This window comes from Micromonospora jinlongensis (assembly GCF_013410645.1).
GTDB lineage: Bacteria > Actinomycetota > Actinomycetes > Mycobacteriales > Micromonosporaceae > Micromonospora > Micromonospora zamorensis.
The window spans coordinates 5,976,566-5,994,546 of record NZ_JACCHK010000001.1 but is presented as its reverse complement, the minus strand read 5'-3'; the positions used below and the strand labels follow the sequence as shown (position 1 = coordinate 5,994,546).

The 17,981-nt window shown below is 73.0% G+C and carries 16 protein-coding genes; 6 read left to right on the top strand and 10 right to left on the bottom strand.

Annotated elements, in window-relative coordinates; genetic code table 11:
• Window positions 1-10 precede the first annotated feature (10 nt).
• The 3 genes from HNR22_RS27020 to HNR22_RS27010 all read left to right on the top strand — a co-directional run bounded on the left by HNR22_RS27020 (window position 11) and on the right by HNR22_RS27010 (window position 1,759).
• Window positions 11-781: a hypothetical protein gene (locus tag HNR22_RS27020; RefSeq protein WP_179782716.1), complete on the top strand. Its 771-nt coding sequence runs from the start codon at window positions 11-13 to the stop codon at window positions 779-781.
• A 154-nt stretch (window positions 782-935) separates the two neighbouring features.
• Window positions 936-1,274 (top strand): ArsR/SmtB family transcription factor, encoded by a 339-nt coding sequence (locus tag HNR22_RS27015; protein WP_179782715.1) that lies wholly within the window; start codon window positions 936-938, stop codon window positions 1,272-1,274.
• On the top strand, window positions 1,271-1,759 hold the full coding sequence (locus HNR22_RS27010; protein ID WP_179782714.1) for an SRPBCC domain-containing protein: 489 nt from the start codon (window positions 1,271-1,273) through the stop codon (window positions 1,757-1,759). Before HNR22_RS27015 ends, HNR22_RS27010 begins: the two co-directional genes overlap by 4 nt.
• An 88-nt stretch (window positions 1,760-1,847) precedes the next feature.
• Here HNR22_RS27010 and HNR22_RS27005 read toward each other — a convergent pair whose 3' ends face one another.
• The 4 genes from HNR22_RS27005 to HNR22_RS26990 all read right to left on the bottom strand — a co-directional run bounded on the left by HNR22_RS27005 (window position 1,848) and on the right by HNR22_RS26990 (window position 4,663).
• Entirely contained in the window at window positions 1,848-2,267 is a 420-nt protein-coding gene (locus HNR22_RS27005; RefSeq protein WP_179782713.1) for a VOC family protein, read from the bottom strand.
• Window positions 2,264-2,671, bottom strand: a complete 408-nt coding sequence (locus HNR22_RS27000) for a VOC family protein (protein ID WP_179782712.1) — start codon at window positions 2,669-2,671, stop codon at window positions 2,264-2,266. The genes HNR22_RS27005 and HNR22_RS27000 overlap by 4 nt, the downstream gene beginning before the upstream one ends.
• A 163-nt stretch (window positions 2,672-2,834) precedes the next feature.
• Window positions 2,835-3,998, bottom strand: a complete 1,164-nt coding sequence (locus tag HNR22_RS26995; protein ID WP_179782711.1) for an ATP-binding protein — start codon at window positions 3,996-3,998, stop codon at window positions 2,835-2,837.
• Window positions 3,995-4,663: a response regulator transcription factor gene (locus HNR22_RS26990; protein WP_088951539.1), complete on the bottom strand. Its 669-nt coding sequence runs from the start codon at window positions 4,661-4,663 to the stop codon at window positions 3,995-3,997. The genes HNR22_RS26995 and HNR22_RS26990 overlap by 4 nt, the downstream gene beginning before the upstream one ends.
• Before the next feature lie 142 nt (window positions 4,664-4,805).
• Here HNR22_RS26990 and HNR22_RS26985 point away from each other — a divergent pair, with 142 nt between their 5' ends.
• Complete coding sequence (locus HNR22_RS26985; protein ID WP_179782710.1) at window positions 4,806-5,954, top strand: C39 family peptidase; 1,149 nt, start codon at window positions 4,806-4,808, stop codon at window positions 5,952-5,954.
• Here the strand turns inward: HNR22_RS26985 and HNR22_RS26980 are convergent, their stop codons facing one another.
• Window positions 5,955-7,238, bottom strand: coding sequence for an outer membrane protein assembly factor BamB family protein (locus tag HNR22_RS26980; RefSeq protein WP_179782709.1), 1,284 nt, complete (start codon window positions 7,236-7,238; stop codon window positions 5,955-5,957).
• Complete coding sequence (locus HNR22_RS26975) at window positions 7,235-7,399, bottom strand: hypothetical protein (RefSeq protein WP_179782708.1); 165 nt, start codon at window positions 7,397-7,399, stop codon at window positions 7,235-7,237. Before HNR22_RS26975 ends, HNR22_RS26980 begins: the two co-directional genes overlap by 4 nt.
• Before the next feature lie 126 nt (window positions 7,400-7,525).
• On the opposite strand from HNR22_RS26975, the gene HNR22_RS26970 reads away from it, so the two are divergent.
• Window positions 7,526-9,415 carry a DUF6311 domain-containing protein gene (locus tag HNR22_RS26970; RefSeq protein ID WP_179783733.1) on the top strand — a complete coding sequence of 630 codons (1,890 nt, stop codon included), beginning with the start codon at window positions 7,526-7,528 and terminating at the stop codon, window positions 9,413-9,415.
• Here the strand turns inward: HNR22_RS26970 and HNR22_RS26965 are convergent, their stop codons facing one another.
• Together HNR22_RS26965 and HNR22_RS26960 are read right to left on the bottom strand one after the other, a co-directional pair.
• On the bottom strand, window positions 9,416-11,218 hold the full coding sequence (locus HNR22_RS26965) for a DUF6311 domain-containing protein (RefSeq protein WP_218906737.1): 1,803 nt from the start codon (window positions 11,216-11,218) through the stop codon (window positions 9,416-9,418).
• Window positions 11,218-13,233, bottom strand: coding sequence for a DUF6311 domain-containing protein (locus tag HNR22_RS26960; protein ID WP_179782706.1), 2,016 nt, complete (start codon window positions 13,231-13,233; stop codon window positions 11,218-11,220). Before HNR22_RS26960 ends, HNR22_RS26965 begins: the two co-directional genes overlap by 1 nt.
• A 155-nt stretch (window positions 13,234-13,388) precedes the next feature.
• Between HNR22_RS26960 and HNR22_RS26955 the strand changes: the two genes are divergently transcribed.
• Window positions 13,389-14,585, top strand: a complete 1,197-nt coding sequence (locus HNR22_RS26955; RefSeq protein ID WP_179782705.1) for a hypothetical protein — start codon at window positions 13,389-13,391, stop codon at window positions 14,583-14,585.
• A 61-nt stretch (window positions 14,586-14,646) separates the two neighbouring features.
• Here HNR22_RS26955 and dxs read toward each other — a convergent pair whose 3' ends face one another.
• Both dxs and HNR22_RS26945 read right to left on the bottom strand, forming a co-directional pair.
• Window positions 14,647-16,593: a 1-deoxy-D-xylulose-5-phosphate synthase gene (gene dxs, locus HNR22_RS26950; RefSeq protein WP_179782704.1), complete on the bottom strand. Its 1,947-nt coding sequence runs from the start codon at window positions 16,591-16,593 to the stop codon at window positions 14,647-14,649.
• 144 nt (window positions 16,594-16,737) lie between these two features.
• On the bottom strand, window positions 16,738-17,970 hold the full coding sequence (locus tag HNR22_RS26945) for a TRAM domain-containing protein (protein ID WP_179783732.1): 1,233 nt from the start codon (window positions 17,968-17,970) through the stop codon (window positions 16,738-16,740).
• Window positions 17,971-17,981 lie beyond the last annotated feature (11 nt).

Here is a 17,981-nt window from a genome sequence, read left to right as displayed (position 1 = left end):
GAGCTGACTGATGTCCCAGCCGCCGGCCAACCCCTACGGCCCGCCGCACGATTCCCCCACCCCGCCGCAGCAGCCCGGTCAGCCGGGCCAGCCGCAGCAGCCCGGTGGTTGGCCCCCGCCGCAGCAGCAGGGATTCCCGCCCGCGCAGCCGGGTCAGCCGTACGGCGATCCCAGCCTCCTCGGTCCCCCGCAGCCGGCGAAGAAGTCGAAAGTCGGCAAGATCGTGCTGATCGTGCTGGCCGTGGTGCTGGTGCTCTGCGTCGGCGGCGCGGTGATCACCTGGCTCGCGGTCAAGGGGCCGGTGGGCGACGTCGTCGACGCCAGCAAGACCCGCCTCGTCGCGCCGGCCACCCTCGCCGGTCGGCCGAAGGTCACCGACGCGGAGCTCCAGGCGGCCGCCGACCAGCTGGTCCGCGAGATGAAGTCGTCGGTGCAGAACGAGACCAGCACGGTCGGCGCCTTCTACGGCGACCCGACCAAGCAGGACCTCGTCATGATCGCCGGCGCGTCCGGCCTGATGTCCGACCCGAAGAAGGAGATGGACACCGCCATCAGCAAGCTCTCCAGCGAGCTGACGGTGACCAACCTGGTGGCCGTCGATCCCGGCCCACTCGGCGGTGAGGCGAGCTGCGGCGACGGCAAGGCGGAGAGCGTGCCGCTGGGCGTCTGCGTCTGGGCCGACAAGGGCAGCCTGGGCATGGTGGTCATGTACTTCAAGTCCGCCGAACAGGCCAAGGCCGAGTTCGTCACGATCCGGGGCCAGGTCGAGCAGCGCTCCTGACGGTCGGCGACGGGGCCCCGCCCACCCTCGGGTGGCCGGGGCCCCGTGCTCTGCGCCGCCGGCCCTGGCCACCGCCGACCCAGCGAAACACGATCGAGGATCGCCGGATACTTTGCTCTTGCGCTAAGTGTCACTTCACGCGACACTTAGCCACATGGCACAGTATTCGGCGCAGCTCGACGGCGTGTTCGTCGCCCTCGCTGACCCGACCCGGCGCTGGGTCATCCGACGCCTCGGCCACGGCCCGACGAGCGTCGGCGATCTCGCCCGCGAGTTCCCAATGACCCTTCCTTCGTTCATGAAGCACGTGCAGACGCTCGAATCGAACGGGCTGATTCGCACGACCAAGTCCGGCCGGGTGCGCACCTGCGTGCTCAACCGCGAGCGCCTCGCCCTCGTTGACGACTGGCTCGCGGAGCAGCGCCGGATCTGGGAAGAGCGCACGGATCGCCTCGAACGCCTCGTCACCGATCAGCAGGAGGATCAGCAGTGAATCCCGACCTGGACCTGACCATGACGCGGGTCATCCGCGCCCCCCGCGCCGCCGTGTGGAACGCCTGGACCGACCCGTCCCGCTTCGCGAAGTGGTGGATCCCCGCGCCGTCCCTGTGCCGCGTCGACCGCCTGGACGTCCGGCCCGGCGGCGCGCTGGTGACCCGACTGAGCGATGACGGGGTGGAGTTCGTCCCACACCTCGACGCGTGCTTCCTCGTCGTCGACGATCATGAGCGGATCGTGTTCACGAACGTGATCGACAGCGCTTGGCGACCCGCAAACCCCAGCCCGGTCCCGATGACCGCGGAGATCACCATGAAGGACCACCCGGACGGCACGGACTACCGGGTCATCGTCCGCCACGGTGATCCCGCCGCTCGTGACCTGCACGAGAAGATCGGCTTCGCGGACGGCTGGGGTTCGGTGACCGCACAACTCGCCGGCGTCGCCGAAAGCCAGGACGCGCCCTCACCGCGTTCCTGACTCGGCGGTCGGGTGCCTGCCCGGGCAGCGTGGTGCCGGGGCCCCGGCCACCCGAGGGTGACCGGGGCCCCGAGCCGTACGCTGGCGGTCAGGCCGCTGCGTCGTCTCCCGCCGCGGCCCGTGCCGCCGCTGCCGCCGCCCGCTCGGCGGCGTTGCCGAGCACGCAGAACTCGTTGCCCTCCGGGTCGGCGAGCACCACCCACCCGCCGCCGGTCGGGCTGACCTGGTCGGCGACGAGCGTCGCGCCGATGCCGAGCAGTCGCTCGACCTCCTCGGCCCGGGTGCGGTCGGCGGGTTGCAGGTCCAGGTGCAGCCGGTTCTTCACCGTCTTGCCCTCGGGCACGGCGATGAACAGCACCTCCGGGCCGCCCGGCGGCAGAAGCATCGCCTCCGGGTCGCCGGGAAAGTCGTCGGGCTGCCGGGGGCAGTCGAAGACCTGCGCCCAGAAGCCGGCCAGGGCGTACGTGTCGTGACAGTCGATGCTGATGTTGTGGATCGTCGAACTCACAGCTGGTCCTCCACGGTGGTGGTGGCGACACGTTCCCCGGCGCTGCGGACCACGCAGAACTCGTTCCCCTCCGGGTCGGCGAGCACCGCCCAGCCGGTGCCGTCGGCGTGCCGACGGTCGGCGACCACTGTGGCACCGAGGCCGAGCACCCGCTCGACCTCCTCATCCCTGGTCCGGTCGACAGGTTCCAGGCAGATGTGGAGCCGGTTCTTGGTCACCTTCTCCTCCGGCACCTCTTGGAAGAACAGGTTCGGGGTGGCGTCGTCCGGCGGCAGCAGGGCCGCCTCCGGGTCACCCGGGGCGTCCTCGGAGTGCCGGGCGTACCCGAGCACGGCGGCCCAGAAGCCCGCCAGGGCGTACGTGTCGTGACAGTCAAAACTGATGTTGCGGATCCGTGGATACACGGGTGGTCCTCCATGTTCGGATGAGGACGCTCCGCCGGCCCGGGGTCAGCCTGCGAAGACCCGGGGTGCGGAGTCATGATTGGTGGACATCGACGCACCCCCCTTCACTCTCCGAGCTGACTCGGTGATCTTTTCAGCGGGTGCGCGTCCCGCGCAACCCCGTTCAGCCGGCGGCGGGCAGAGCCGGGGCGTCCGCCGACGGGAGGGTGACAGTCACCTCCAGACCGCCACCCGACTGGGCGATCACCCGTACGGTGCCGCCGTGCGCCGTGCAGACCGCCCGGACGATGGACAGCCCCAGGCCGGAGCCGCGGGCCCCGGTCCGTTCCCGGCCACCGCGCCGGAACGGCTCGAACAGCCCCGGCACGTCGGCCTGGTCCACCTCGAAGCCGGTGTTGCCCACCACCAGCCAGGACCGGTCGCCGTCGGTGCCGGTGCGCACCCAGAGCCGGCCGTGCAGGTGGTTGTAGCGGACCGCGTTCTCGATGAGGTTGCCGGCCAACCGGTCGAGCAGCCCCGGGTCGCCGACCACCGGAGCGGACTCCAGCGACGTCTGGACCCGCAGCCCGATCCGTTCCACCTCCCGGCGCATCGCGGACAGCGCGTTGGCGGTGCCGGCGGCGAGGTCACACTCGGTACGCCGGCCCAACTGTCGCCCGGCCTGGGCCTCGCTGCGCGCCAGCACCAGCAGCGCGTCCACCAGGCCGTTGGCCCGCTCCGAGGCGTCACGGACCACTGTGGCCATCCGGCGGTACTCGGCGGCGTCCGCGTCGTCGTCGCTGAGCGTCACGTCGATCTCGGTGCGCATCACGGCGAGCGGGGTACGCAGCTCGTGCGAGGCGTTCGCCACGAAGCGCTTCTGCGCCTCGAAGGCGGACGCGATCCGGTCCAGCATGGCGTCGAACGTCTTGGCCAGCTCGGCCACCTCGTCGTCGGCGCCCGAGTAGCCGATCCGCTGGTCCAGGGTCGCCTCGCCGAGCCGCTGGGCGGTCGCGGTGACCTGGTGCAGTGGGCGTAGCGCCCGCCCGGCGACCGCGTACGCGCCGGCCACCCCGACGACGCTGACCGCCAACAGCGCGACGAGGCCCTTGGCCAGCAACTCCCCGGAGGCGGCGTCGACGAGTTGCCGCTGCCACTGGGCGGCGTCCATCGACTCGCCGTCGGCCAGCAGCACGACCGTGCCGGGCAGCAACTCGTCGGTGGGTCGCAGCGCGTCACGGACCAGCAGCCAGGCCAGCAGCACGAGGATCGCCCCGGCCCCGATCAGCAGCACCCCGTTGAGCACTGTCAACCGCAACCGCAGGGTGGGCCGCAACCGGCGGCTCACGCGCCGACCTCGGCGGTGCGGTAGCCCGCGCCGACCACCGTTTCGATCAACGGCGGGTCGCCGAGCTTCTTGCGAAGCGTCATCACGGTGACCCGGACGATGGTGGTGAAAGGGTCCGTGTTCGCGTCCCAGACCCGTTCCAGCAGCTCCTCGCTGGAGACCACCGCGCCACGAGCCTTGAGCAGCTCGCTCAGCACTCCGAACTCCTTGTTGGTGAGGTCCACCGGCACGCCGGCGCGGGTGGCCACCCGACGGGCCGGGTCGAGCACCAGGTCGGCCAGTTCGAGCACTGGCGGCGCGGCCGGGGTTGCCCGCCGGCCCAGCGCCTGCACCCGGGCGACCAGTTCGTCGAAGGCGAACGGTTTGGGCAGGTAGTCGTCCGCTCCGAGCTGCAACCCCTCCACCCGGTCGGCCACCGTGCCGCTCGCGGTGAGCATCAGCACCCGGGTCAGCGCGCCGGAGGCCGCCAGGTCGGCGCAGATCTGGTCACCGTGCACGCCCGGCAGGTCCCGGTCGAGCACCACCACGTCGTACCGGGTGACGAACGCCGCCTCGTGGCCGGCGTCGCCGTCGTACGCCACGTCGACGGCCATCCCCCGTTTGCGCAACCCTCGCGCGATCGCGTCGGCGAGGTTGCGCTCGTCCTCCACCACCAGTACCCGCATCCCGGCCTCCTCGCTGCTGACCACCGACAACCTAGTGCCGGTCGGCAACCATCGTCCCTCGCCGCCCGCGCCGGTCGGCGTTGCGGACCATCTCGGCGTACGCGATGCTGGCCCGCGGCACCGAAGGACGGACGGACCTGGCATGACCATCGCGGCACCAACCACCGGGCGGGACATCGCCTACCGGGGTTTCCACCTGCCGGCCGACACGACGGCCGGCAACGGCGACGGCCTGCTCGCCACGGGTCGAGGGCTGGCCCTCGGCGGCGTGAACCAGCGGGGCACCTGGACGTCGCCACCGGTGCGGGTCGGCTTCGCCGTCACCGAGGTGGTGCCGTCCTGGACCGCCGACACCCCGGCCGGCTGCTGGATCGAGGTCGAGCTGCGCGGCTGGCACGATGACGCGCCGAGCACCTGCTGGTACCGGTTGGCCCGCTGGGCGGCCGACGACCGGGCGGTACGACGCACCTCCGTGCCCGGGCAGCGCGACGCCGACGCCCGGGTCGACACCGACACCCTGATCGTGACCGGCGCGACGGTCACCGGTTGGCAGGCGCGGGTCACCCTGTGCCGGCCGGCGGAAAGCCCGACCGGCCCGGTGCTGCGCGGCATCGGCGCGGTCGCGACCGGTCCCACGGGCACCGACCAGGGGTACGCGCAGCCCGCCTCGTCCGCCGCCTGGGGCCGGGTGCTGGACGTGCCCCGCTACTCGCAGCGGCTGCACGCCGGCCAGTACCCGCAGTGGGGAGGCGGCGGCGACTCCTGGTGCAGCCCCACCTGCACCTCGATGGTGCTCGCCCACTGGGGTGCCGAGCCGACCCCGGAGCACTACGCCTGGGTGGAGCCGCCCGGCCCGCGTCCGGTGGTGGTGCACGCCGCCCGACACTGCTACGACCACGCGTACGCCGGGGCGGGCAACTGGTCGTTCAACACCGCGTACGCCGGCCGGTACGGGGTGGACGCGTTCGTCACCCGGCTGCGGTCGCTGGTCGAGGCGGAGGCGTTCATCACGGCCGGCATCCCCCTGATCGTCTCCGCCGCGTTCCGGGCCGACGAGGTGCCGGGGCTCGGGTACGACACGGCAGGGCACCTGATGGTGCTGGTCGGCTTCACCGTCGACGGCGACCCGGTGCTCAACGACCCGTACGCCCCGGACGACGACGCGGTCCGCCGTACCGTGCCCCGGCAGCGGTTCGAGGCGGTCTGGCAGCGCGGCAGCGGCGGTGTGGCGTACGTGCTGCGGCCCCCGTCGGTGCCGCTGCCCCCGCGGCCCGCTCAGGCGAACTGGTAGTCAGTCGGGCAACTGCCAGATCCGGTACGAGCCGGCCGGGGCGGCACCGCACACCAGGTGACCGGTCATCGCCTGACACTCGCCGATGGCCTGGGGCAGCACGTCCAGGACCTGCACCTTCCCGGCGCGGACGTCCACCTCGCCGACGACCACCCCGCCGTCGGGATGCCGTCGTGTGCCGACCAGCCGACCACCGACACTGAGTTGGTAGAGGTCCCACCGGCCCAGGTCGGCCAGCTCCCGCCCGGTCAGCGGATCGAGCACGACGAAGTGCTCCGGCCCGTCTTCGCTGCTCAACACGTTGACCAGCAGCCGACCGTCGTACGGCCAGGCCCAACCCCACCGGCTGTTGCGCCAGCGCAACGCGCCGGTTGCGGTGTCGATCGCCTGGAGTTCGTTGTTGCCGGTGCGCACGCACAGGACGGGGCCGCAGTCCAGCGCGAAGTCCACGTTGACACCCGCGCGGCTCCAGCGTTGGTCGAGCTGGTCCAGCCCGTACGCGGCGACCGTGCCGGAACCTCTGTCGATGGCCAGCAGCAGGTCCTTCGTCAGGTCCACTCTGATCGGACCACCGTCGGGCGGGCGCAGGTCGGCGCGGGCCAGCACCGCGCCGGTGACCGCGTCGCGTACCTCGACCGGCCCGTCCACCTGGTTGAGCACCACCCGGTCCACTCCGTGCCCGGTGTCCCGAACGTTGATCTCGGCGGTGGTGGCGGGCAGCTGCCAACGCACTGTGCCGCAACACGGATCGACCACGCGCAGACCGGACGGCTGGGTCTCGCCACCGGTACGCAGCAGCAGGTTGCCGTCGGTCAGCTCGAAGACGCTGCCCGGCTGCTGCCAGCGGTACGCCCCGGTCGCCCGGTCCAGTGCGACGGTGCGTGTCTCCCGACCCTCGGGGCCGATCTCGTACCCGGTGACCAGCATCATCCCGCCCAGCGGAGTCATTCCCCAGTACCGCGCCTCCGCCGACAGCGGCGCCTGCCAGACCGGCTCGCCGCCGGGCAGCCGATACGCGGCCAGCCGCCCCTGCCGCGTCGGGCTTGTCGGCTCCATGACCAGGACGAGGTCACCGTCGACCATGACGTCGGCCCCGGGCTGGGTCGGCAGCGTCACCGGGGCCCGCCGAGGTGGTGGCACGGCGGAGGCAGCGAGCGTGACCAGCGCGAGGAGCAGGACCAGCGCGCAGCGCAGCTGCCGGCCGTCGGCGCGGGGCGGGCGGGGTAACGGCTCCGGGTCCGTGCCGTGCCGCAGCTCGCCGAGGTCGATCACCGAGTCGCTCACCGCGTCAACCTCCACAACGCGGTCGTGCCGTCGAAACGCCGGCAGAGCAGGACCGGCAGGGACGCCGCGCTGGGCAGGGGGCGGCCGGCGGCGCGCGGGCGGCGGACCGGAGGCGCCGACGCCGGCTCCTCCCGGATCTCGCCCAGCTCGATGATCGACAACGGTCGTCCTTCCGTCATCATCCAGGCTGGCCGACGGGTGACCGTCCGGCAAACCGACCGTGAGCGCACCGGGCCGGCAAAAGCGACGGAACCCCGCCTGTACGATGGCGCGTCGTGGCTGTGCCGGTGGTAGACCCTTCGCTGAATCCCCTTACCGACGCCGACCCGGTCGAGGCCGAGTCGACACGGCGGCCTCGACGCCGCCCGGCCCGAGCCGACCTGTTGGCCCTCGGAGCCTATGTCCTGTTGGGCGTCTTCGTCTGCCTCAACTACTGGGGTGACGTCACCGGCCGGGTCTCCTCGCACCTGCCCACCGACCACAGCTGGTTCGAGTGGCTGTTCGCGCACGGCGCGTACTCGGTGCGGCACCTGGAGAACCCGCTGTTCACGGCCCAGCAGAACGCCCCGGACGGGGTGAACATGATGGCCAACACCTCGCTGCTCGGGGTGACCCTGCCGCTGGCCCCGCTGACCATGCTGCTCGGCCCCCAGGTGATGTACGCGCTCTACCTCGGCGCGGCGCTGGCCGCCACCGCCGGCACCGGCTACTGGATGCTCTCCCGCCACCTGGTGCGCTCCCGGGCGGCGGCCTTCGTCGGCGGCGCGTTCCTCGGCTTCGCGCCGGGAATCATCCACCACGCCAACGGCCAGCCCAACTTCGTGTCCAACTTCCTGCTGCCGCTGATCGTGGTGCGGGTGCTGCGCCTCGGCGAGGCCGGCCGGTGGCGGCGCAACGGGTTGGTGCTCGGGGCGCTGGTGACGTACCAGATCTTCATCAACGAGGAGATGCTGCTCCTCACCGCGCTGGCCTGCCTGGTCGTCGTGCTGGCGTACGCCGTGCAGCGCCCGGCGGCCACCCGGGCCGCCGCCGGCACGTTCCTGGCCGGGCTCGGCGTCGCCGGTGGGCTGGCCCTGGTGCTCGCCGCGTACCCGATCTGGTTCCAGTTCAACGGCCCGCAGTCCTACCGGGGTCTGCAGGGTGGCGTCTTCCACAACTGGGGCGAGGACCTGGTCGCCTTCGTCACCTTCGCCCGGGACACCTGGGCCGGCGACCCGGCCGTGGAGAAGACGATCGGGCTGACCGAGCAGAACACCTGGTTCGGCTGGCCCCTGGTGCTGCTCTCGGTCGTCGCCCTGGTGCTGCTCGTACGCCGATCGTTGCCGGCCCGGATCGCCGCCGTGCTGATCGTCGTCTTCACCGTGGCGTCGATCGGGCCCCGGGTGCGGTTCAACGGCGTCGAGACCGGTGTGCGCGGCCCGTGGTCGTACGTGCCGGACGACCTGCCGCTGGTCGAGATGATGATGCCGACCCGGTTGACGCTGGTGGTGGCCGCCGCGGTGGGCGTACTGCTCGCGCTGACCTGGGACGCCGCGCACCGGCAGGGGCGCCCGGTGGCCGACCAGCCACGGGTGCCGGCCCAGCGCGTCGGCGAGGCGGCCCCGGCGACGTCCGACGAGCCGAGCTCGCCCGCGCCGGTCGCGGCGGGCCGCCGGTGGCTGCGCCCGGTGGGGTACGCGGCGGTCGCCCTCGCCGTGCTGCCGCTCTTTCCCCGGCCGCTGCCCGCCCAGCAGATCGACCCGCCGCCGCACTTCATCAGCGCGGGCGGGTGGCGACCGTACGTGCCGGAGGGTCGAACGCTGGTGCCGGTGCCGATCCCGAGCAACGTGCACGGCCTGCCGACGCTGCGGTGGAGTGCGCTGACCGGGCAGGAGTTCCCCGTCCCGGGCGGCTACTTCATCGGGCCGAACGAGCTGGGCGAGGGTGTCTTCGGCGCACCGAACCGGCCCACCAGCACCCTCATCTACTCCACCATGGACAAGGACGCGGTCCCGGTGCTCACCGACGAGAACCGTCGCCAGGCCGTCGAGGACCTGCGGTTCTGGCGGGCGTCGGTGGTGGTGCTGGGGGCGCACCCCCGCGAGGCGGTGCTGCGCGAGCTGGTCACCGGTCTGATCGGACCGCCCCAGCGGGTCGACGACGTCTGGGTCTGGGACGTCCGCGCCCTGGTGAGCTGATCAGTCGACCTGGTTCCGGACGTCCCACATCCACCCGCCGTCGACGGGCCGGCCCGGTCCGAGCAGGTCGTCGACGGTCCGACGGACCGGGTCGCCGTTGGTCAGCTGGCCGAGCACCACCACGGCGGCCCGCCAGTGCCGTAGATCCTCGACGGCCTGGCGGCGGTCGGTGTCGGTGAGCACCGGCGCCGTGCCGGTCTCGGCGACCCGCCGCAGCAGCACCGACGTGGGCCGGTCCGGAGCACCCCAGCGGGCCGCCGGGTCGTCCGGGCCGCTCGGGCCGATGAAGTAACCGCCGGGCGTGGGGAACGCCAGACCGGTACGGGCGGACCAGAGCATCGCCGGGCTCTGCGCCGCGCCGGTGACCGGCGGTACGGCGACCACCGTCCGGCCGGGCGGCACCAGCGGACGCCACCCGCCGTCGGCGACGAACCCCGGCACCGGCGTGACCGGCACCACCCGGATCGGCGTCGGGACCAGGGGCAGCAACGCGGCGGCCACCGCGCCGGCCCAGAGCAGCCGCACCGGCAGTCCAGGTGCGGCCGACAGCCGGCGCGCCGCCCGCACCCGGTCCAGGGAGAGCGCCACCAGCACACCCAGCACCGGTACGCAGACCAGCGCGAACCGGGCCGGCACCGCGAGGTCGAGCAGGGGCAGCCCGGCGACCAGCCGGTACGGCCCAGGAATGCCGGTGGCGGTGCCGTCGACCCGCAGCTCGGTGCCGAGGGAGAGCAGCGCGAACACCAGCCCACAGCCGGCCAGCGCGCGGACCAGCGGCCGTCGCCACAGCCAGATCACGATCACCACGGCGAGCACCAGCAGCCCCGGGCCGAAGAAGGAGTTCTCCTCGGTCGGGTTCGGCGAGAGCAGGCCCGGCAGCCAGTCGTCTCCGAGCACGGTCTGCCGGGCCGACGCGGTGAACGACGCGGCGTCCAACTGGAAGGCGTGCGTGGCGAACGCCATCCCGGAGTAGTGCTGCGGGCCGTGGAACTGGAACCACAGCGGGTACGCCAGCGGCACCGCCGCCACCCCGGCCGCCACCGCCAGCCGGCCGAGGAGGGCCGGGGCGAGCTGCCGGGCGGCCACCCGGTCGGCGAGCGCGTAGCCCAGCGCGAACACCCCCGCCGCGAGCGCCAGGAAGACCAGCACCTCCTCGCCGACGAAGACCTGCCAGACCAGCAGCAGCCCGAGGGCGATGCCGGGCCGCCACACGCCGACGAGCCGGTGCGCCGGGTCCACTGCGGGCCGGAACACCAGGGCGAGGATCGGGGGCACCAGGAACTGCGCGGCGATGTGCAGGTGCGCGCCCGCCTGGGCGATCATCCCCGGGGCGAAACCGCAGATCAGCCCACCGACCGCGGCGGCGGAACGGGTGGTGACCAGCCGTCGGCGCAGCAGCGCGTACCAGGCGGCGGCCGTGCCGGCGAGGCACCAGACGGCCGCCACGCAGAACGCGACCTGCGAGCCGAAGAGCAGGGTGACCGGGGTCAACGGGACACCCAGGCCGAGCACCGAGGTGTTCGCCATCAGGTTGACCCCGTCGGGCGCGTTCAACCCGGCACTGTGCAGCGGGTTGCCCCCCGCGACCACGGCCTGCGCCGCGTGGGCCAGCATCCACTCGAAGAGGATCTGGTCGCCCGCCTGGTGGAACAGCCGCCACGGCTGGCCCCACTGCGCGCTGGTCAGCACCGCGGCCAGACCCAGATAGCCGACCACCACCAGCAGGTCCCGCAGCCAGCCCGGACGGGACGTACGCACCACCGCCGGGGGCGAGGTGGCCGGGGACGTCGTCCCGGTGGTCATCAGACCGAACGGTCGGTCAGCGCCCGGACGTCCCACACCCAGACGTCCAGCTCCTGGCGCCCGGGGCCGACCAGATCCTCGACGGTACGCCGCAGTGGCTCGGCGTTCTGCTGGCGGAGCGGCAGCACCAGGATCGCGGCCCGCCAGTGCCGCAGCTCGTCGGCGAAGCGGCGGCGTTGCCGGTCGTCGAGCTTCGGCGTACGCCCGGTGGTCGCCACCTCCTCCAGCATCTGCCCCACCCCGCTGGGTCGGCCGCCGAACCGACCCGCGTCACCGGTGTTGCCGTTGCGCGGGGCGAGGAAGTAACCACCGGGGATCTTGAAGTCGAGGTTGGTGGCCGCCGCCCAGCGCATGCCGTGCGTGTTACCCATACTGGGCACCGGGATCGGCACCAGCGTCTGGTCCGGCCCGACGTACGCCCGCCAGCGGTCGGCCGTGATGAAGTCCGGCACCGGCGGTCGGGAGACCATCCGCAGTGGCATCGGAGCGATCGGCAGCAGCGCGAACGCCAGGCCCGCCGCGGTGAGCGTCCGCACGGTGCGCCGGTCGGCCGGTCGCAACGCCCAGGCCCGCTCGACGGCGAGCGCGAGCAGCAGACCGATCACCACACTGGTGATCAGACCGAACCGGGTCGGCACCACCGCGTCCAGCAGCGGCAGGTGGACCAGCAACTGCCACGGCCCGCTGACCAGCTCACGGTCCCACCAGGAGACCCGCTCACCGAGCGACAGGACGGCGAAGAACAGGCCGGTCACCGCGAGCGCCCGGACGATCAGCTCCCGGCGCAGCCAGACCACGATGCCGATGGCGAGCATGGACAGGCTCCAGCCGAAGAACGCGTTCTCCTCCGAGTAGTTCGGCGCCAGGTTGATGTTGGCTCGCTGGTTGCCGCCGAGGGTGGGCGAGCCGGGGGCGAAGAAGGCGGCGATGTCGTTGCCGTAGTCCTTCACCGCGTCGCTGAGCCCGTGGTAGGCCATCGGCCCGGCGAACTGCACGTACAGGGGGTACGCCAGCAGCGCCCCGGCCAGCAGCGCGCAGGTCACCACGCCGATGCCGAGGGGTCGCCAGGCCGCCGACCAGCGGGCGGGTTCCTGCGCGAGCACGGCCAGCAGGAACACCCCGCAGGCCAGCGCCGTGAAGAGCAGAATCTCCTCGTTGATGAACGCCTGCACGGTGACCAGCAGAGCGAGCAGCGCCCCGTCCCGGACCGGCCGGCGGGACCGGGTGAGCACCAGCACCCGCCAGACGATGAACGGCAGCAGGAACTGGCTGATGATGTTCGGGTGCCAACTGGCGTGCGACAGCATCGCGGGCGAGAAGCCGCAGAACCAGCCCCCGACCGCCGCCGCCAGCGGCGTACGCACCAGGTGGCGGGAGAGCATGAGGTACCAGGCCATGGCGGTGCCGGCGAGGCCCAGCGTCACCAGCACCACGAAGGAGACCGCCGGCCCGAAGAGCAGCGTCACCGGGACCATCGGGATGCCCAGCGCCAGCACGGCCGTGTTGGCCATCAGGTTGACGCCGTCGGGGTAGTTGAACTGCTCGGTGTAGAACGGGTACTCGCCGTGCAGCACCACGCGTACCGAGTGGGCGAGGAAGAACTGCACCTGGGCCGGGTCACCGGTGTAGAGCGATGCCACCCGACCGGACGGGTCGAGCCAGATCCGACTGGTCACCCAGAGCGCGGCGAGCAGGAACAGGCCACCCACGGCGAGGTGCTGCCGTCGCCGGGTCCAGCGACGCCACCACGCCCGCGTCGGTACGACCTCCGCACCGTCGGCCACTGCCGCGGCCTCCGCCGGCGCGTGAGGGTCCGCTGGCGTCACAGGCCTGGACGGTGCTTCGGGCTCCGACGGCGCGTGAGGGTCCGTCGGTGTTTCGGGCTCGGCCGGTGCTTCGGTGGGGGCAGTGGCGGCGAAGAGGCCGACCGGTGTGCGGTGGCTCACCATCTCGTCGGGGCCGGCTGCGGCCTCCGGGTGCGGCGCGGGCAGGGCGCGGGACTCGGCAGGCGTCACAGTCGGCGGAGTCTACCGGAGCAACAAAAACACCCTAAAGCCCCGGTGACGTCCATTGTGGTGGGTCTGACGGCGACCACCTGGGGTCCCGCACCGGACATCTCGTACTATGGCGCTTTCCGACAGCGACGGCGAGGCGATCGGGGGCGGACCAGGTGACTCCAGGCCGTCGGTACGGCAGGGCGCTTCCCGTCCTGCTCAGCGCGCTGCTGGCCGCCACGGCCTGCGGTCCGGTGGCCGAGAGGAAGCCGCAGGATCTGCGGGTCGGCTATGACAGCCTGGACGGCGCGTTGGCCGTGTGGCCGCCCCGGGGCGACCTCTCGGAGGACGCCACGGCGACGGCAGCGGTCACCAGGACGGTTCGCGACTGGCGGTCACCGGCCGATGACCGCGCGCACCTGCCCTCGTCCGGCATCCTCTTCTCCGGCCGGGTCGACGGCGCGCCGGTGGCACTCGTGGCCGCCGACGTGCCCGGCGAGAGCGCCTCCTGGCTGCTGCAACTCACCCGCGACGGCGACCGGTACGCGGTGACCCGCGCCGCCGAGTACACCGACCCGGGCTATCTCGTCTACTCCGACGTGCTGCCGGTGCAGACCGCCGCCGGCCGGCGCTACCTGGTCTCGGCGCGGGTGCAGACGCTGGTCGGGCCACAGGATCGGACGTTGCCCGTCACGGACGGCCTCAGCGCGCCGGTCGACGTGCCGTCCTGCACGGCGGTCGGAGTGACCGCCACCCTGCGGACCACCGAGTCGCTGCCCCGCGGGCGGGCCGCGGACCGGCTGCTCGACCTGGGCACCGGCACCGTCGACCCGCGCTATCCGCTGGTCCGCGACGAGTCCGGCACCGGCCGGAAAGCGCTCACCGGCCTGGACACCTGCGTGCTGGCCGGTGACCGGGGCCCGTTCGGCAGCATCCCCCGCCGGATCGGCGACCGGGACGCGCCGCGCTCGGTGCCGACGTCCTGGCCGATGGCGAAGCTCACCGTCCGCTCGCTCGGCGAGGTCGCCCTCGGCGGTGGCGAGGCAGCCGAGTTGCAGCAGCTCACCTGGGACACCGACGCCGGCGCGATGACCGCTGTGGTCTACCGACCGGCCGACGGGAGCGCACCCGTCGTCTCACCCGCCGACCGGGCCACCCCGTTGCAGGCGTACCAGTTGCCGGTGCCCGGTCAGCCGCTGGTGGTGCTGAGCTGGCGAGCCACCCGGGACAGCTCCCTGTCCGTTCCGCCGGGCACTCCCCTGCTGGTCGAACGCCCCGGCCTGGCGGTCATCCCCAGCCCGTCGCGTTCCCAGACCTACAGCCTCGCCAACACCGACAAGACCCACTACCGCTCGGTGAAGCCAACCAACTGACCCGCCCGTGGGGACGACTACGGCGGGCGTCCCCGGGAGGGGCGCCCGCCGTTGTCGTTTGTCAGTTCTGTGCGGCCGCGTCGCTGGGGGTGAGGCGGTCCGGGGTGGCGTCCAGGCCGGAGATCCAGCCGGTCACGTTGCGCGCCACGTCCTGGGCGGTCAGGCCCAGATCCGCGAGGATCTGCGCGCGGGTGCCGTGCGGGTGCCACTCGGCCGGTACGCCCAGGTCCTTGAGCGGCACCCGGACGTCGGCGTCGCGCATGGCCTGGGCGAGCGCGTCGCCCACCCCGCCGACCCGGACGCCGTCCTCGACGCTGACCACGAGCCGGTGGCGGGCGGCCAGGTCGACCAGCTCCGCCGGGACCGGACGCACCCAGCGGGGGTCGACGACGGTGACGCCGTAGCCCTGCTCGGCGACCCGGGCGGCCACCTCCATGCCCAGCTGGCCGAACGAGCCGACAGCTACCAGCAGCACGTCGGTACGCGCCGACTCGGCCAACACGTCGACCGGGCCCACCCGGCGCAGCGCCGGAAGGTCCGCGGCGACCGCGCCGGTCGGGAAGCGCACCACGGTGGGACCGTCGTCGACGGCCACCGCCTCGCGCAGCTCCTCCCGCAGCGTGGCGGCGTCACGGGGAGCGGCGATCCGCAGCCCGGGCACCACCCCGAAGACCGACATGTCCCAGATGCCGTAGTGGCTGGGGCCGTCCGGGCCGGTGATGCCCGCCCGGTCCAGCACGAAGGTCACCGGCAGCTTGTGCATCGCCACGTCCAGCAGGACCTGGTCGAAGGCGCGGTTGAGGAAGGTGGCGTAGACCGCGACCACCGGGTGCAGACCGCCGAGCGCCAGCCCGGCCGCCGAGGTGGCGGCGTGCTGCTCGGCGATGCCCACGTCGTACACCCGCTCGGGGTACTTGCGGGCCAGCTTGGCGATGCCGGTCGGCTCGGCCATCGCGGCGGTGATGCCCACCACGTCCGGCCGCTCGTCGGCGACGGCCAGCAGCTCGTCGGCGAAGACGTGCGTCCACTTCACCGACGGGGCGGCCAGCAGCGCACCGGTCTCGACGTCGAAGGCGCTGCTCGGGCCGTGCAGGCAGTCCGCCTCGTCCTCCTCGGCCGGGCGGTAGCCGTAGCCCTTGCGGGTGACCGCGTGCACGATCACCGGGCCGCCGAAGTTCTTGGCCGCGCGCAGCGCCGCCTCGACCGCCGTGACGTCGTGCCCGTCCACCGGGCCCACGTACTTGATGCCGAGGTCCTCGAACATGGCCTGCGGGGCGACCGCGTCCTTGATGCCCTTCTTGACCGCGTGCAGCACCTCGTACATCGGCTTGCCGACCAGCGGCGTGGAGCCGAGGGCGTCCTTGACGGTGTCGAGGACCTTCTCGTAGCCGGGGTTGAGCCGCAGCGAGGAGAGGTGGTCGGCCAGCCCGCCGATGGTCGGCGAGTAGGACCGGCCGTTGTCGTTGACCACGATCACGAGGGAGTTGCCGGCGGTGGCGATGTTGTTCAGCGCCTCCCAGCACATGCCACCGGTGAGCGCGCCGTCGCCGACCACGGCCACGACGCTGCGGGCCTCACCACGCAGGGCGTACGCCTTGGCGAGGCCGTCGGCGTAGGAGAGCGCGGTGGAGGCGTGCGAGTTCTCGATGAGGTCGTGCTCGCTCTCCGCCTGGCTGGGGTAGCCGGAGAGGCCACCGCGCTGACGGAGCTTGTCGAAGCCGGCCTGGCGCCCGGTGAGGATCTTGTGCACGTACGCCTGGTGGCCGGTGTCGAACAGGAGCCGGTCCCGGGGCGAGTCGAAGACGCGGTGCATGGCCAGCGTCAGCTCGACCACACCGAGGTTGGGCCCGACGTGCCCGCCGGTGCGGGAGACCTTGGCGATCAGGAAGTCCCGGATCTCGGCGGCGAGGACGTCCAGCTCCTCGCCCGACATCCGCTTGACGTCCTGCGGACCGCGTACCGTCCCCAGCAGCCGGCCGTGGTTGGCCGTGTCCTCTTCAACACTCATGAACGGAGAGTCTATCGGCCGCCCGGTACTCCGCAGCCTGGGCCGAGAGGCCCGAGCCGTGCGGGTCGGCTGAGCCCTGGTCAGAGCCGGATCCGCGGCCGCCGAGGTGGGCCGGCCGACATGCCGGAGGACGAGGCTTTCCGGTCAACGCCCGGCCGGCGGGAGCAGCAGCCCCACCTGCTCGACGTGCTGTGTCATCGGGAACAGGTCGAAGCCCCGCAGCGCCGCCAGCCGCCAACCGAGGTCGGTGAAGGTGCGGACGTCCCGGGCGAAGGCCGCCGGGTCACAAGCCACGTACGCGACCGCTCGCGGGCCGGCGGCGACGATGTCGCGCACCACCTGGGCGCCCGCGCCGGAGCGCGGCGGGTCGAGCACCACCACGTCGACCGGGCCGGTGATCCGTCGGCGGGTCAGCGCGGTCTCGACCCGGGCGGCGACCACCTCGATCTGGGGCAGGTCGGCCAGGTTGGCCCGGGCCGCCTCCACCCCGTCCCGGCTCGACTCGACCAGGGTGATCCGGGCGTCGCCGACCCGTCCGGCGAGGGCCGCGGCGAACAGCCCCGCGCCGCCGTAGAGGTCCCACCCGGTCTCGCCCGGCTGTGGGTCCAGCAGGTCCAGCACCGCCGTGCAGAGGGTGTCCGCCGCGGCCGGGTGCACCTGCCAGAACGCGGACGCGGGCAGCGTCCAGTCCCGTCCGGCGGCCACCTCGCGAACCTCGGCCGGCCCGCTGACCGGGGTGGGCACCCCGTCGCGGATCTCCGTGACGGTCACGTCCCCGCCGGTGCTGGCGATCGTCTCGACCGCCTCGGCGGCCGGCCAGCGCTCGGTGAGCACCGGCAGCTGCTGGATGGCCGGGTGGGCGATCCGGCAGCGGTCGATCGGCACCACCTCGTGCGACCGGTGCTTGAGCAGACCGGCCCGGTCCGCGCCGTCCACGGCGTACCGGACCCGGGAGCGCCAGCCGAGCAGCCCACCGGGCAGCGCCTCGACCCGGACGTTGAGCTGGTCCAGCTCGACGTCGGTCAGCCCGCCGAGGCGGACCAGCTGCTCGCGCACCACGGCGGTCTTCCAGGCCAGTTGCGCGCCCGGGGCGACGTGTTGCAGGTCGCAGCCACCACACGCGCCCGGCCTGGCGTACGGGCAGGGCGGCTCGACCCGGTCCGGTGAGGGGTCCAGCACCGTCACCGCGTCGGCCCGGACGAACCCCCGGTGCACCTCGGTGACCTCGGCGATGACCCGTTCACCGGGCAGCGCGTGCCGGACGAAGACGACCTGCCCGTCCACCCGTGCCACGCAGTGCCCGCCGGGGGCGACCGCGTCGACGGTCAGCTCGACCCGTTCCGCCTCGGCCAACCCACGCTCGGGTGCCGGTGGCACCGGGGTTGTCG